This is a genomic window from Spirosoma fluviale (assembly GCF_900230225.1).
GTDB classification, from domain to species: Bacteria; Bacteroidota; Bacteroidia; order Cytophagales; family Spirosomataceae; genus Spirosoma; species Spirosoma fluviale.
Genome location: NZ_OCNH01000004.1, coordinates 186,869 through 203,348 on the forward strand (window position 1 = coordinate 186,869; position 16,480 = coordinate 203,348).

Here is a 16,480-nt window from a genome sequence, read left to right on the forward strand (position 1 = left end):
TTTACTTATCCCAAATTCCATTGGCATTACCCGTAGATAACTTCCACGCCTGTATTCCTCCAATAACTGAGCCTATTAACAAAGAAAAACTGGTCGCTATTATCACACCAGAGCTCCCTAATCCAAGCGTTTTACCAAAAAAGATGGATAAAGGTATATTCACTAACGCAGCGATGACTGAAAGGTAAAGCTGAAGCTTAACCTTTCCAAGACCGTTTATTATTGTGACAGTCACACTATTCCAGCAACTGATTATCACAAAAATTCCCATACATGCACTTAATGTAAAGGATATGTCTACCCTGTCACCTATCCAGATTGAATAAATTGGCTTTGATAATGCTATCATTAGTATAACAACAATAACCAAGCCTACCCATAACTTCTGTAAATATTTGTATGTCTGCTTCATCCAATTCCAATCACTTTTGGCGTAAGCTTCCGTAAAAGCAGACCAGTAAGGTGTAAGGACAATAGCAAATACAGTGTTAATTGAGTTGAAGTAGCGAAAGGCTACATTGTACGTTGTTACTTCAGCAGGCCCAAATAGTTGCGTAATGATCAGATTATCTGTATAAAACAATACGATAACCGCCATTTGGATAAAGAAAAATTTATAGCCAAGCGATAGTAAACTTTTTGCGTACTGAAAATCGGCTAGTTTAAGAGATGGCCGGTACATTTTCAATTTGCCTTCGTAGAGAATAAACCCGCTAGTCAGTAAAATAATTACCGGGCTAAGTACAGTTACTGCACCTAAGTACAATAAGTTTCCGTGACTGAATTTTGTAAGTAGATATGTGCCTACTAGAATTACAATGTTTGAAAGCAGATTAATAAAACCTGCTAAACCTGACTCCTGAATGGCAAAGAGAACATACGATAAAATATCTAGCAGCATTTTAACCGCCATAGCCACAGCAGTCATTAAAATTACCAGTTGGAGATGATCGTTATTAATACTTGTGTTCAGCAGTTTTTGCCAAGGTACATAATTGAACAAGGCTATAAACAGCAAGCTGAAACCAACCTGTAGCAATCCAAAAATAGCATAAGCTGTACTTACATATACACGAGCAAGTGCCATATCCTGTTTGGTTACAGCTTCAGATAATTTGTTACGCAACCCATTCCCTACTCCAATGTCGAAAAGGGCTATCATTGTAACAATTGAACTAATTGTTAACCAAGTGCCATATGTTTCTTTTGATAAATAGTCAATCGTCAACGGTACCAGCACCAACGAAATAACGATACCTCCCCCTTTAACAGCTAATCCAAATAATGTATTCAGATGAGCTTTACGTGTACGTGGGTGCGTGGCCCTTATACGCTCACGGAAGGCTACTATTGATGCGTTTTTCAAAATAACATTCACTTATATTGATCTCCCAGTTGTTCAATTTGCGTCGTTTATCATGAAGCGCCCTACCTCTTCCATCTTATAACGGGCAATCCAACCCAATTTATCTTCAGCCTTTCTAGGATTAGCATGACCTTCACTAATATCAGTCGGCCGAAACAGTGATAAATCAATCTGTACATGATCCTGCCAGTTTAATCCGACTGTTTCAAAGACTATATTGATAAAATCTCTTAATTTATTTGTTTGCCCAGTAGCAATTACATAATCGTCAGCGTTCGCTTGTTGAAGCATCAACCACATAGCTTCTACATAATCGGGTGCCCAACCCCAGTCACGCGCAATATCTATATTACCTAGTGTTAAGATTTCTCTACTACCATTTGCTATTCTGCAAGCCGCAGCCACTATTTTTTGTGTCACAAACCTCTCTGGACGTAGAGGGGATTCGTGGTTAAAGAGAATACCTGTACTGGCGTGTAATTGATACGCTTCCCGGTAGTTAGCAACCTGCCAGAATGCGGCCGCCTTTGCTACACCATAAGGACTACGAGGCCGAAAAGGGGTCATCTCGTCGGCAGCTAAACTACCTGTATCGCCAAAACACTCACTCGAACCAGCATTATAAAACCTTATTGGTAGGTCGCTAAATCGAATTGCTTCGAGAAGGTTTAAGGTACCAATACTTATACTTTCGAGCGTCTCTACTGGCTGCTCAAAAGATAAACCTACTGAACTTTGCCCGGCCAGATTATAAATTTCGTCTGGTTTAACTTTCAGTATAGTTTGTAGTACACTTCGAAAATCATTGATACTAAGCGAAACAAAGTTAATTTTCTGACGAATCCCAAGACGACTCAAATTGCCAAACGAAGCCATCTGGGCGTCTCGCGATCCTCCAAAAACTTTGTAACCTTTCTCTAGTAGAAGCTTTGCCAGATACGCACCGTCCTGACCCGACACACCGCATATTAAGGCTGTTTTCACAAGATTAGTTTTTCGAGTTACGAAATCTGTTTATTCCATATACAAAAATTCCTAGTAAGAATCCTATTATGGCAAAGCCCAGAATAATAACAGTGCGTTTGGGACCGCTTTTTTTTAAAGGTATTCTTGCTGGCTCCAAGACCTTAAAAACAGGGGATTCTTCCGCAACTTTAATTTTTGCCTGCTCCAGTTGTTTCGAAAGGTCTGTATATACACTCTGTGTTAGCAAAAACTCCGCTTGAATACGCTGTTCCTCGATCTTAGCCGTCTCCAAAAATATATTTCGGTTCCGATCTCTATAACTGGATAATGCATACTCTGCTCGTTGGTAACGGCTTTTTGCCTCATTAACCTGATTAGTTAAGAATTGAACTTGGTTTCTCGCCTTTTCTGTCCGATAACTAACAATATAATTTTTCAGATATTCCAATGATAAACGAGCAACCGTGGCTGCTACAACCGGATCAGGTAGTGTAGCCGATACAGTGATGATAGCGGTTTTTTTATCAAAAGTAGCGGATACGGCTTCGTGTATATATTGAGTTAGCTCCTCTTGTTTTTTTGTAATCTGTAATGTGTTGCTCCGATTGTTTGGGTCAAGTATTATGTTCTTCTCATCACCCTCTTCAGAAGATCTACCAAGCCAGGACTGCTTTTCTTGCTCTTCAAAGAAAGTCTGTAATGATGTTTCTTTCTTCAAAAGCTGCGAATAAACAGGCTGTCTTAAAAGGTGTAAAGCAAATGGAACGCTCTGTAACACGTTGGGGTATACATCTGGTCGGATAGCATCTACACTTCCCCCCATGGAACCACTACCAATATCAATTCCAGCTAAACCTGCTAATGAACTTAACCCCCCCAGCCCTCCAGTTTTTGACTGAATTTCGGGCATAACTGTCACGGCAGCACTGTATTGGTTTGATTTTGAGAAAGCATATAATACGCCTATTATTAGCAGTATACCCCCTCCAATAAAAGCGCTCTTACGGCTACTCTTCAAAAACTGCACGATATCGCTTAGCCGAATTTCAATTTCGTCGCCCTCAGTATTTTCTTCTCTTTTAGCCTCCGTAACTGACATAATCAACACAAACAATTTAGTTAACGAAGCAGAACATTGATAAGCGCAATGGATACTGTTGCCAGTAAGGAAAAGATGCCAATTCGTTCTCCTGCCGTTAATCGATTCGAATCAATTGGCTTGAATGGAACATTGATAGTTGAACCTGGGTCAACGCGGGGTCGGGATACAAAAAACAAAAAATTATGTGAGCGATCCTTACGCCCGTTTGGATAAACGATGTAGGCTTTTCTTTGCCGGGCATTTTCCGTAAAACCACCCGCTTCACTTATATAGTCATCAAACTTGAAGTCTTCTTTAAAGCTTACTGAGGAGGGATTCAACACCGCTCCCTGCATGGTGATAATCTCTGACCGGCGGGGTATAAATAGCGTATCCCTGTCCTGAAGCAACAAGTTCTCTTCAACATTCGGATTACTGATTAAATCCCTCAGGTCATTCCCAATCAGCTGCCCATTCCGGCGAAACTGCGCTCCGGCCATGTAGGCCTCGGGTTTCAATCCACCGGCCCGCTTGATCACATCCCCAATGCGCTCTTGTCGGTTAGCTATAGCGTAGTTGCCAGGTTGCATCACTTCCCCGTAGACCATAACCTGCCGTTGCGATTCATAGTTAGGTGAGGTTCGAACATACACTATATCGAATGGTTGCAACTGAAACTCCGGTGAGTTACCGGGATTAGCTTCCATGGGCGTAATTTGGAGGTTACGATCAATAGAAAAGCGATAAATCTCCATCATCGTTTTCCGTACCCCCGCCGAGTCCTGGCGGATGCGCCGGGCCACTTCAATTAAATTGGGTTTGGCCCCTTCCTGAAAGCCGCCCGCGTGGGCGATCAGGTCGGCAACGCTCATGTTAGCGATGAAGTCGATGGTATCAGGTACGTTCACGGCCCCTTCAATGGTCACGTAGTACTGTTCCCGAAGCTCACGGATGGATAAGACCGTCAGGCTGTCCTGACTTCGTAGCGGTATATCATTGATTTCGCCACGCATGAGTTTTCCTAAATCGAAAGACAGGTTCTCACGGTCCATGTCAGCCCGCTCGCGAACAATGGTGGCGCGGTTGGTGAAAGCATCTTTGCGAAGACCGTCGGCCCGGGTAATTAGCTGGCGAACGGTCTCCAGGCCCGGTTCGAGGGAGTAGTCGCCGGGGCGCATGACGGCACCTGCCACCTGTACCCGGTTTTCATAGCGTTCCAGAATCTTTCCGACGTTGTACTTATCACCGGCTTTCGGGACGAAGGTAGCGATCTGCTCTTCCGTTATCGTCACTATCCGGCGTTCGCGGGCGGTATTTCGCCGGAGCGTAATGGAAGCCCGATAAGCGTCATCGCCAAAGCCCCCAGCAAAGGCCAGCAGTGTTTTTAGCGTTTCGCCGGGTAGTATTTCGAAAATAGCGGGTCGGCGCACCTGTCCGGTAAGTTCAACGTGTGCTTCGTAATCGGCTACGCGAATTACATCCTGATCCTGTAGCCGGATGTTGTCACGCTGATCCGCCCGTAAAATGAAATCGTATAAGTCAAGTGTCCGCACAACGCGGTTGCCCCGAACAACGTTGATCTTCCGGAATGACCCGGTTTCGGGGTTTGGCCCACCGGCCAGGTAAAGCGCATTCATGACGGAGCCCAGCGACGAGATGGTGTAGGTTCCCGGCCGAACGACCTCCCCGACCAGAATAACCCGAATGCTGCGGATGTTCGTTAAGGTAACGTTGGCGCTGGTGCCACTCCCCGGCCGACCCAGCCCCTGGTAGCCCCCCTGGCGTAAGCGGGCAATAATGCGCTGCTCGGCCTGTTCAATGGTTAAGCCACTCACAAAGATGGGCGCCAGATCGGGCACTTTCACTGTGCCATCGGGGCTTACTTTCAACTGAAAATCGCCGGTTGAGGCTCCCGAAATATCCACCCGTATTTCGTCATCAGGCCCTACAATGTAGTTACGGGGCGTCGCGATCCGCAGGTTAGGCTCAAATGACATTTTGGCATTTTCGAATAAAGAGGCCCCAAATACCCGAAGTCTTTTGGTGGTGTCTCTACGAATGCTATCTACCTCCAGCGTATCCGATCGCATGGAGAGATCGGACGGAAGCCCCCTGCTGCCCTTGAAGCTCTCTTTGGGGAGTTGGTTTTGCGGCAGAGAAGTTAACGTACGAATTTGCGCCATGCGCTTCCGCATTTTAGCAATGTCATCGAGCGTATACCCCTGCGACATAGCCGCCTGTTCGATCTGAACTTCGCTCAAGCCACTCGCCTGTGCCTTTCTATAAAAGTTCTGGACATCTTCGTCACTCAACTGGTCAACCCGCGAACGGGGGCGTTGCGCTACGGCATGGAAAGATCCTGCCAGTAGAAAAACCAGTAAAAGAGCGTGAAGCGAGCGTGAATGATGAAGAAAATGTGACAATTTGTCTTTAATAAACATAACCCTTGGCTGTTGGGCCAAAATTTGAACTGCAAAAGTAATGGATTCCTTTTAAACAACGTTCCATATAATCATTGAGTACCTATCCAACGGGCTCTTCGATTGTAGTCCCGCTCTAATGCACTAAATTTGTAGCTAAAAGTCGGTTGGTCAGTCAATACGGACTGCTTTTGCTGCCATTAGTCATTGATAACTAATGATTAACACCTATTGACCGCTACAATAGACCGATAACGACTATTTAATAAAGATAACATGATTAACCTGATAGCTAAATTTTTCGGGACCAAATCGCAACGGGATATCAAAGAATTGCTTCCCTACGTTGAAAAGGTCAATGCCGAATTTGCTCAGTTAAAAGACCTTTCAAACGACGAACTGCGTCGGGTAACCGCTGACCTTAAAGCTCAAATTGCTGCCGAACTGGCCGACATCGACAACCAGATCAGTGAAATTAACGAGCATGTCAGTCATCCTGATGTAGATGTTAACGAGAAAGAGCGGCTTTTTAATCGAATTGACAAACTCGAGGCCGATCGTAACACCGAACTGGAGCGCGTTCTGCTCGATATTCTCCCCCGTGCGTTTGCCGTTGTTAAAGAAACAGCCCGCCGATTTACGGAGAATGAGCAGTTGACCGTTACGGCCACTGATTTCGACCGCGAGATTGCTACCCGCAAACGTAACGTTCAGATTGACGGCGATCTGGCCCACTGGTCCAATACCTGGGATGCTGCCGGAACGCCCATCAAATGGGACATGGTGCATTACAATGTCCAGATCATTGGTGGTGTTGTGCTTCACCAGGGTAAAATCGCCGAGATGGCAACGGGCGAAGGTAAAACCCTCGTAGCTACCTTCCCGGCTTTCCTCAACGGCCTGGCCGGTCGGGGTGTACACATCGTTACGGTCAACGATTACCTGGCCAAGCGTGACTCCGAATGGATGGCTCCGCTCTTTGAGTTTCACAGCATGCGGGTCGATTGCATCGATAAGCACCAGCCTAACTCGGAGCAGCGGAAGATGGCTTATCTGGCCGATATCACCTACGGCACCAACAACGAATTTGGTTTCGACTACCTGCGCGATAATATGGCCCGCGAACCGAGCGAACTCGTTCAGCGGAAGCACCATTACGCCATGGTCGATGAGGTCGACTCCGTACTGATCGACGATGCCCGGACACCGCTCATTATCAGCGGTCCCGTTCCGCGTGGCGACGAACAGGATTATATTGAGCTGAAGCCCCGCGTATCGCGGCTGGTTGAGGCACAGCGCAAACTGGTTTACGATTACCTGAACGACGCCAAACGGAAAATTGCCGCTGGCGACGAAAAAGAAGGGGGCCTGTCTTTATTCCGAGCCTACCGTGGTTTGCCTAAACACAAGCCGCTGATTAAGTTTTTGAGCGAAACCGGCAACAAAGCTCTGCTTCAGAAAACGGAGTCGATCTATCTGGCCGAAAACCAGAAACTGATGCCCGAAGCCGACGCCCCGCTGTATTTCACCATCGACGAGCGGCACAACGGCATCGACCTGACCGAAAAAGGTATTGATTACATCACCGGCTCGGGCGAAGATCCGAACTTCTTCATCCTGCCCGACCTGTCCATCGACCTGAATAATATCGATAAAGACAGCGACTTCTCGGAACAGGAGAAAATTCTGCACAAAGAAGCTGTTGTTCGGGACTACGCGGTGAAAACCCAGCGGATCAACACGGTCAATCAATTGCTGAAAGCCTACTGCTTATTCGAAAAAGACACCGAGTACGTCATTATGGACGGGAAGGTGAAGATTGTTGATGAGCAGACAGGTCGAATCATGGAAGGTCGCCGGTGGTCGGATGGGCTGCACCAGGCGGTTGAAGCAAAAGAGAATGTAAAAGTTGAAGACGCCACCCAGACCTACGCTACGGTTACGCTCCAGAATTACTTCCGGATGTACCACAAGCGGGCGGGTATGACCGGTACGGCCGAAACAGAAGCCTCCGAATTCTGGCAGATCTACAAAATGGACGTGGTCGTTATTCCAACGAACCGGGCCATTAGCCGGGCCGATGAAGAGGACAAGGTATACCGGTCGGTGCGCGAGAAATATAATGCCGTTGTTGACGAGATCACCAGCCTCGTTGAGAAAGGACGGCCGGTACTGGTTGGTACGACCTCGGTCGAAAACTCCGAGTTACTGAGCCGTTTGCTGACCCTCCGCAAGATTCAGCACCAGGTATTGAACGCCAAATACCACCAGCGCGAAGCCGAAATTGTGGCGACCGCCGGTTTGCCCGGAACCGTTACCATTGCCACCAACATGGCCGGTCGGGGAACAGATATTAAACTAACCCCCGAGTCGCGGTCAGCGGGCGGTCTGGCCATTATTGGTACGGAGCGTCACGAATCCCGCCGGGTAGACCGCCAGTTACGGGGTCGGGCCGGTCGTCAGGGCGATCCCGGTACGTCGCAGTTCTTCGTTTCCCTGGAAGACAGCCTGATGCGTTTGTTCGGTTCGGAGCGGATTGCCAAAGTAATGGACCGCATGGGACTGGAAGAAGGCGAAGTGATTCAGCACTCGATGATCACCAAGTCCATCGAGCGGGCGCAGAAGAAAGTAGAAGAGAACAACTTCGGTATTCGGAAGCGGTTGCTTGAGTACGACGACGTGATGAACTACCAGCGCGAGGCCATTTACAAACGCCGTCGCAATGCGCTGTTCGGCGATCGTCTGCCATTGGACATTGCCAATACCATGTACGACGTGGTTGAAGAAACGGTGAACAACGCCGAAGGCAACTACGAAGAGATCAAACTTCAGTTGCTGACAACCCTTGGCCTTTCGCCCGCCCTAACGGCAGACGAGTTCAACCGCCTGAAGAAGCCGGAACAGACGCGCCGATTGTACGACGAAGCCGAAGCAAACTACCAGGCCAAGAACCAGGCCATTGCCGAGAAAGCGTTGCCAGTGCTGACGCAGGTTCTGAACGAGCAGGGGCATCAGATCAAAAACATCGTTGTGCCCTTCTCCGACGGTATGCACGAACTGACGGTAGTGACCGACCTGCGCAAAGCGGTTGAATCGGGTGCGCGCGATATCGTTACGGAGATGGAAAAAGCCGTAACGCTGTCGGTGATCGACCAGGAGTGGAAAGAACACCTCCGCGAAATGGACGACCTTAAGCAGTCGGTTCAGAATGCGGTATTTGAGCAGAAAGATCCCTTGCTGGTCTACAAGTTCGAATCTGTCGAGTTGTTCAAACGCTTCCTGAACAAGGTTAATTTCGACACCATCAACTTCCTGACCAAAGCCGACATTCCGGCGCAGGATGCGGAAGAAGTTCAGCAGGAAATTCGTCAGGCTCCGGCGCAGCAACGTCCACAGCCGCAGCCACAGCTCCATACAAACATGGAAGACTTTGACGACGACCACCTCGCTACTGGCCCTGAAGAATACGCCCGGCGTATGGCTGAAAATAACGCCATGGGTGCGGGGGCTCCTCCCATGCCGCCCCGTCAGGCTCCAGTACGGGTCGCTAAACTGGACCGCAACGCCCGCGTTAATGTCCAGTATGTCGACGGCTCCGTGAAACGTGATGTGAAGTTCAAAACGGTTGAAAACGACGTCGTGAGCGGCAAAGCGATGCTCATTGATTAACAGACGATAACGCTTGCTGAAACGCCCTTCGGATACTACATTCGAAGGGCGTTTTTGTATGTATTCAGACAGCACTTTTTAGCTGAATAAGCCGTTAATAAAGCAGGATGAATAAAGCTTTTTTCGCGCTGTTTTTTGTCGGGTCTTTCGCGCTTTTTTCAGCCCAGGACCCCATTCGGCTCCGCCCCGAGTCGCTGCCGTTTACCCCAAAGGAATTCTATATTGCTGCGGTTACCGACCAACGTTCGGACCGGGGGCCGGTTGCGCATCTGGCCCTGGTGCTTAACCAGGCTCCCCAGCCCGTTGATCTGGATAAAGGCGTAGCCAGTAGCTTTATGCAGTTCATCAACCAGGGGCTTAAGCAGAATAAATCGCTACGACCCATTGCCATGCGTATTCGCCAGTGCCGGGTCAGCGAAACGGCTTCGGGCAACCGCGTATCGGGCAAATTCACCTTTGCCGTTACCTTCGAACTACTGGGGAAAGATGATGACGGCAACGCTACCAGCACCCGCCTGACCGATTACCAGGGTAGTGCCACCTATACCCGGCCGTTGAGCGATCCGTCGGTCATTGAGCCTACCATTCGGCAGGCCGTGGTATCGTCTTTGCGTAGCCTGAACGAATACATGAAACGGGAAAGCGGCAATAACGAAAAACTAGCCCACAGCCTTAAGGTGATCTTCACCGACGATACCCGGATAACCGACGACGACACTGTTCATTACAACCCGGGCCGTAAGCTTACCTGGGCCGATTTTAAGGCTCCTCCGCGTCAGGGAAGCCATTATGCCGCCGAGGTGTTCACAAGCTTCGCCTACGAGGGCAAAAGCAGTGTGAAAGATGGCGTTATTACCCTCAACCTGTCGGCTAAGGCGTACATGCTGAAACAATCCTCCTGGGGCCGCGCCGACGCCCGCAACGCGTACGCGCTCAACCACGAACAGCGCCACTTCGACATTGTGAAAATCATTGTGGAGCGCTTCAAGCGGAAAATCCAGCCCGAAAACCTGACCCTGGAAGATTACAACAGCATTGCGCAGTACCAGTTTCTGGAATCCTTTCGGGAGATGAGCCGGATGCAAACGCAGTACGATGACGAAACAAATCATAGTCTCAATCAGGCGGCTCAGGAACGGTGGAATGAAAAGATCGACGCAGAACTGCGTACGTTTGGCGTAATTAAGTAGCAAACGCCTGCATGAAACGAATCCGCGTCTTACACATCAGCACCGCGCACCAGCCACAGGACCCGCGCGTGGTGTTCAAACAATGTCAGACACTGGCTTCGGTTTATGAGGTCTTCTGCGCCCTTCCCCATGCTGATCCGGCCGTTGCACCAGGTATTCACTTTATTCGTCTACCCTATTTTCGGCGGGTGATCTGGCGGGCACTCATCACTTGTCCCTTCATTTTGCTGCGCTGCGTTTGGCTGCGCCCCCGGCTTGTGCATGTCTACGTGCCGGAATTTTTGCCCTTCGCGTATGTGTTCCGGCTGTTGGGAGCCAACGTCATTTATGAAGTACAGGAGAACCTGCACAAGAAAATGCCGCTAAAGACCGTCAACAACGGGGCGCTGCTCCAGAAAGCATTCCGGCTGTTTGATCGGCTGGCCCGGCGGGATTTTTTCCTCATTTTTACGGAACACGGCTATCTGAGTACTTACACGCAGCTGGTGAAGCCGCATGTCGTTATTTACAATTACCCGCTTCTCTCATTTGTAGAGCCGTTTTACACACCCTACAACCCAAGCACAGAAAACCCCGCCTTCTTCTACGTTGGCTGGCTCAGCTTTGAACGGGCCATTGATACATTGGTTGACAGCTTCGCCAAGTTAGGAATAACCTATCCCCGGTTCATTGTGCATCTGTTTGGTCGGCGTACCTTTACGGATAAAAATCTGGAGAACCTGACTGGCTATGCCCTGGTACGGGATCACCTTCGCTTCTACGGCTATACAGACCAGCGCCTTGCGTTTCCGTATGCCCGTGGCGCAACGGCCGGACTGGCTCTGCTAAAACCCGTTGGTGATTATCCGGAATCTTATACCACAAAATTGTTTGACTATATGGCCCTTGGCCTACCCGTTGTTACGTCCGACTTTCCACTTTACCGCGATATTATTGACCGGCATCGTTGCGGTTTTTGCGTCTCTCCCTACAATCCGGTACAGGTAGCCGATTCACTTGCCTATTTGATTGAGCATCCGACCGAAGCCCGTTATATGGGTCGGCGCGGACGGCAGGCTGTTGAGCAGTTTTACAACTGGTCGACGGAAGCGGATAAATTACTCCACTTTTACTCCCTTGTTCTTGCTTCGGCATAATGGCGGAAAACACCACACAAAACAAGATATTTTCAATACATTATGGTATTGTTCTAATGCGCAATACCACGTTTTCCCGGAAGGATTTAACTTTAAGTACTAATTTGGGTTATACACGAATTAGCCCTATTTCTTTGGCCTGATGTACATACATGCAGTAAGCCATTATCTGCCTTCGCAGGTAGTTGGCAATGAACATTTTACCAAGCTCAACGGCCTGTCCAGCGAGTGGATTATCGAACGGACGGGTATTGCAGAGCGACGCAAAGCCGCACCTGGCGAGAATACGAATACCATGACCATTGAGGTTGTTCAGCGACTCAGCGAAAAAGTTGACCTGACCAACGTCGACTTAATTGTTGGGGGCACGTACACGCCTTACGACACCATCGTTTCCCTGGCCCACGAAGCCCAGCACCATCTGGGCATTGCGGATATTCCGGTTATCTCGATCTCGACAGCCTGTTCGTCTTTGCTGAACGCCATTGAAGTGGTCGAGGGCTATTTCGCCCTAAACAAAGCGACACGTGCGCTGGTCATTGTATCGGAACACAACACGCTTTACTACAACGAAACAGATACGATCTCAGGGCACTTATGGGGTGATGGAGCAGCAGCGCTGCTCATTACGAAGGAACGCCAGAGTGACGGGGATTTTGCGATAAAAGCCCTGCTTACGGGCGGAGCGGCTCATACGCCCAAAGCCACGACGGGGGTGATGATGAAACCGGCCGATGGGGGCGTGACTATGCCACATGGCCGGGATGTATTCATCAATGCCTGCCTATACATGCCCAAAGCCAGTTTACAGGTTATTGAACAGTGTGGCCTGACCCTTGGCGACATCGATTATATTCTGCCCCACCAGGCGAATCTGCGTATCTCCCGAAACGTCATGAAAACGCTGGGGCTGCCGGAAGAAAAACTTATCTCCAACATACAACGCTACGGCAATACGGGTTGCGCCGGTTGCGCCATCGCCCTGTCCGAACAGTGGGATACGTTCCAGAAAGGCCAGCGCATTGTCATTACCGTTTTTGGCGGGGGCTACTCCTTCGGCGCGATGCTGGTAGAGGTTTAAAACGATACGTGGCGAACCGTACGGTTCGCCACGTATCGTTTTAACTATTGCGCTTCTGCGCGCCAGATGTTGTTTTTGCTATTGATGTCCGGCAGTTTCTGGTCGGGATCAACAACGACCGTCTTTAAGGGCGAGGTCGAATTATACTTGAACGTCCAGGTACCGCCCCGCTGCCATACTTCGATAGGCAGGTTTACGCGGCCTTTTTTGCCGTTCGATTCGGTCACTTCGATGGTTACCGGCATCGCCAGTTTATCGAGGTTTTCGATGGAAATGAGCGAGCCTTTATCGGCAGCACCATCCACGTATTTCACTTCTTTTACGCTCTGGTCCAGTTTCCACGTTTCGTAGAAATACCCGCGCCAGAACCAGCCCAGGTCTTCACCGGCACCATCTTCCATTGTACGGAAGAAATCATAGGGGGTTGGGTGTTTGAAGGCCCAGCGACTCACGTAGTTTTTGAAGGCATAATCGAATCGGTCGGCTCCTAGAATTACATCGCGAAGGAGCTTCAGGCCCATGCCCGGCTTGTAATACGCCAGAATACCCAGCGCCCTCGATTGCTGAACATCCGGAATGGTCATGATGGGTTCGGCCGGGTAGAACAGCGCAGGGGCAATATCGTGCATGGTGCCCCGCTCGCGGTCGTATTCCCCTTTGTTGAAATTAGCGGTGGAAAGGGTGTTGATAAAGGTGTTGAACCCTTCGTCCATCCATGGGAACTTTCGCTCGTTGTTACCCACGATCATCGGGAACCAGTTGTGGCCAAACTCGTGATCGGTTACGCCCCAGAGCGCATCTTTCTTGTCTTTGTGGTCACAGAAAATAATGCCGGGGTATTCCATTCCTCCAACGATACCCGCTACGTTGGTAGCTACCGGGTAGCTGAACTCATACAGGTAGTTTGAGTAGAACTCAACGCAGCCTTTTACGTATTCGGTTGAGCGATTCCAGGAGTCGTTCGTGGCGCTTTCGGCGGGGTAGACCGACTGTGCCAGGGCGGGTTTACCGCTCGGCAGGTTCATTTTAGCCGCATCCCAAACAAACGCTTTGGACGAAGCCCAGGCCACATCGCGCGTGTTGAGGCAGCGGAATTTCCAAGTCAAGGTGCCGGTCCGCTTAGGTCGGGTATCCGGATTGTTCACTTCGTCCTTTCCCCGAATAATAACCGTCTTATCGCTTTTACGCGCCTGATCGAGCCGTTTCAGTTGCTCGGCGGTGAGTACGTCATTCGGGTTGAGCAACTCGCCCGAACCCACTACGATATGGTTCCAGGGAGCCGTAACGGTGTACTCATAATCGCCGTAATCGAGGTAAAACTCACCGGCCCCCAGATAGGGCAGCACATTCCAGCCTTCAATATCATCATAGACGCACATGCGGGGATACCATTGGGCAACTTCGTAAATGATTCCGTCTTTACGCTTGAGTTGACCCATGCGGTCGGAGCCATATTCAGGAATTTTAAACGAATAGGCCACTTTCACTTTCACCACATCGCCATTTGCCTTTACGGGTTCGGTTAGCCGCACCTGCATCCGGGTGTCGGTAATGGTGTAGGGTATGGTCGTGAATTTACCTTTGCCTTCCTCAACCGTCACGCTTGTGATGGTGAGTCCACCCGAAAAGCCGAGGTTGCCAAAGCGCCCGCCCGAAATGGGGGTCGTTTTAGAAGCCCGCGACGTATCGCTAAACGCGTTCTGATCCAGTTGCAACCACAGGTAAGGCAGCGTTTCGGGAGAATTGTTCTTGTAGGTAATCGTCACTTCGCCGGTGATCGTATTCTGCTGATCATCGAGCGTGACGTTGATCTGATAATCTGAGCGATTTTGCCAGTAACGCGGTCCCGGTGCTCCACTCCCGGTGCGGTAATCATTGCCGGGCTGCATGTTGAAGAGCGGGTGAAAGAGCGCCAGCGGATCATATTTCGAACCCGGCGTTGACGAAGGTGCAGTTTGGGCAAAGGATGCCAGGCTCAATACCCATAGTCCTGCCCAGAGAGCGATTTTTTTCATGAAAAATAGAGATACGAACGTAGTACTAAACAAATAACGACATAAAGCCCTTAGCTAGTAAAGCGAGAGCCGTAAATCGAGGCCGTGATGAATGGCTAAAAAGATAAACAGGCCAATCCAGAGAATATCAACGAAATGCCAGTACAGAGAAATCAGCTTGATTTTCAGCGAGTTTGGCGGATTTACGCTGTAAACGAATGAGTCGATGTAGAGCCGTCTGCGCAGAGCTTCGGCCAGGAGAATAGCCAGAAATATGAGCCCGACTAAAATATGAAGTAAATGAACGCCGGATATGATGTAGATAAAGCCTCCCGCCGGATTTCCCGCCAGGCCTACCCCTGTCCGCACCATCTGGCGCCAACCCCAGGCTTGTAAGATTATAAATAAAACGCCTAAGCCAAATGTAGTGGCAATGTTGGTTCGATAACTGCTGAACCGTTCATGTTTGAAGGCTTGAATGGCGTTTTTCAGTGTCAGGCTGCTCAATAAGATAACGACCGTACTCACTAAAAATACGTTCGGCAGCTTTATATTGGCCCAGCCCGGTGCTGTACTGCGAACTACATAGGCAACGAGCAGCATCGTGAATAGTATGATACTACTGGCAATACCCATCCAAACCATAAAGCGGAACGGCTCCCGCCGTTTCGTTATCAAATTGCTCATTTACTCAGGGTACAAGGGTCGGTTTACGGTTTAGTTGACAGCAACTCCGTGTTACAACTTTCCTTTCCAAACGCGGTAATCCAAAAATTGGTTTGGCATATCGACGGGTGCATTAAAAATGCCATAGACGGTTGACCCAGAGCCACTCATGCTGGCATAAACAGCCCCGGATTCGTAGAGTTGAGCTTTCAACTGAGGTAGTATAGGATAGTGGGGAAACAGGCTATCTTCGAAGTCATTGTGTATTGTATGCCGCCAGTTGGCAACCGGTTCCAGCAACTGTTCGTAGAGGTTGGCTTCGGGCTGGCGGGGCTTGATTCCGGCGTAGGCTTCGGCGGTAGAAATGGCCAGATTAGGGTATACCAGCACAATGAAGTAGCCGCTTAGATCAACAGCAATATCCGAAAACACATCCCCTTTCTGAGTGCAGTACAAAGGCCGGTTCTGAATAAAAAATGCACAGTCGCTACCCAGCAGCCGGGCATAATCTTCCAGTTGCGGATTTGTTAGCCCGAGCGAAAATTGCGTGTTCAACAACTTCAGGGCAAAAGCCGCATCGGCCGATCCCCCGCCTAATCCGGCCCCAATGGGTACTAGTTTATGCAGGTGCATCTGAACCGGGGGCAGGTCAAAATCAGCTTTTAGCAGGTTATACGCACGGATACAGAGATTTTGCTCCGGGCTACCCGGAATGGGCAGTCCACTGCTGGTAAAGCCAACCTCCCCGTCGGGCACGGGAATAACTTCCAGAATATCCCCCCAGCCTACGGGATAAAAGCACGATTGTAAGTTATGAAACCCGTCAGGCCGCTTTTCGGTAATACGGAGGCCCAGGTTGATTTTACTGGTTGGAAACGTAAGCACTAACGGAGTGATGAATTAAAGGTGAT

The 16,480-nt window shown here is 49.4% G+C and carries 11 protein-coding genes; 4 read left to right on the top strand and 7 right to left on the bottom strand.

What is annotated here, in order from left to right; translation table 11 throughout:
* Position 1 precedes the first annotated feature (1 nt).
* The 4 genes from CRO74_RS22070 to CRO74_RS22085 are packed head-to-tail and all read right to left on the bottom strand — an operon-like array spanning position 2 to position 5,854.
* Entirely contained in the window at positions 2-1,366 is a 1,365-nt protein-coding gene (locus CRO74_RS22070) for a lipopolysaccharide biosynthesis protein (RefSeq protein WP_179830267.1), read from the bottom strand.
* Positions 1,367-1,399: 33 nt separating this feature from the next.
* Positions 1,400-2,350: a GDP-mannose 4,6-dehydratase gene (locus CRO74_RS22075; protein WP_097129016.1), complete on the bottom strand. Its 951-nt coding sequence runs from the start codon at positions 2,348-2,350 to the stop codon at positions 1,400-1,402.
* 4 nt (positions 2,351-2,354) lie between these two features.
* On the bottom strand, positions 2,355-3,431 hold the full coding sequence (locus CRO74_RS22080; RefSeq protein WP_097129018.1) for a GumC domain-containing protein: 1,077 nt from the start codon (positions 3,429-3,431) through the stop codon (positions 2,355-2,357).
* A gap of 20 nt (positions 3,432-3,451) precedes the next feature.
* Positions 3,452-5,854: an SLBB domain-containing protein gene (locus CRO74_RS22085; protein WP_097129020.1), complete on the bottom strand. Its 2,403-nt coding sequence runs from the start codon at positions 5,852-5,854 to the stop codon at positions 3,452-3,454.
* A gap of 255 nt (positions 5,855-6,109) precedes the next feature.
* Between CRO74_RS22085 and secA the strand changes: the two genes are divergently transcribed.
* The 4 genes from secA to CRO74_RS22105 all read left to right on the top strand — a co-directional run bounded on the left by secA (position 6,110) and on the right by CRO74_RS22105 (position 12,909).
* Positions 6,110-9,502: a preprotein translocase subunit SecA gene (gene secA / locus CRO74_RS22090; protein WP_097129022.1), complete on the top strand. Its 3,393-nt coding sequence runs from the start codon at positions 6,110-6,112 to the stop codon at positions 9,500-9,502.
* A 107-nt stretch (positions 9,503-9,609) separates the two neighbouring features.
* The gene (locus tag CRO74_RS22095) at positions 9,610-10,692 is read left to right on the top strand and encodes a hypothetical protein (protein ID WP_097129023.1); all 1,083 of its coding nucleotides are present in this window, start codon (positions 9,610-9,612) and stop codon (positions 10,690-10,692) included.
* Positions 10,693-10,703: 11 nt separating this feature from the next.
* The gene (locus CRO74_RS22100; protein WP_097129025.1) at positions 10,704-11,828 is read left to right on the top strand and encodes a glycosyltransferase; all 1,125 of its coding nucleotides are present in this window, start codon (positions 10,704-10,706) and stop codon (positions 11,826-11,828) included.
* A 142-nt stretch (positions 11,829-11,970) separates the two neighbouring features.
* Positions 11,971-12,909 (top strand): 3-oxoacyl-ACP synthase III family protein, encoded by a 939-nt coding sequence (locus CRO74_RS22105; RefSeq protein WP_097129027.1) that lies wholly within the window; start codon positions 11,971-11,973, stop codon positions 12,907-12,909.
* A gap of 44 nt (positions 12,910-12,953) precedes the next feature.
* Here CRO74_RS22105 and CRO74_RS22110 read toward each other — a convergent pair whose 3' ends face one another.
* The 3 genes from CRO74_RS22110 to ispE are packed head-to-tail and all read right to left on the bottom strand — an operon-like array spanning position 12,954 to position 16,454.
* Positions 12,954-14,924: a M1 family metallopeptidase gene (locus CRO74_RS22110; RefSeq protein WP_097129029.1), complete on the bottom strand. Its 1,971-nt coding sequence runs from the start codon at positions 14,922-14,924 to the stop codon at positions 12,954-12,956.
* 54 nt (positions 14,925-14,978) lie between these two features.
* On the bottom strand, positions 14,979-15,590 hold the full coding sequence (locus CRO74_RS22115) for a cytochrome c oxidase subunit 3 (RefSeq protein WP_097129031.1): 612 nt from the start codon (positions 15,588-15,590) through the stop codon (positions 14,979-14,981).
* Positions 15,591-15,641: 51 nt separating this feature from the next.
* On the bottom strand, positions 15,642-16,454 hold the full coding sequence (gene ispE / locus CRO74_RS22120) for a 4-(cytidine 5'-diphospho)-2-C-methyl-D-erythritol kinase (RefSeq protein WP_097129033.1): 813 nt from the start codon (positions 16,452-16,454) through the stop codon (positions 15,642-15,644).
* Positions 16,455-16,480: the final 26 nt, after the last annotated feature.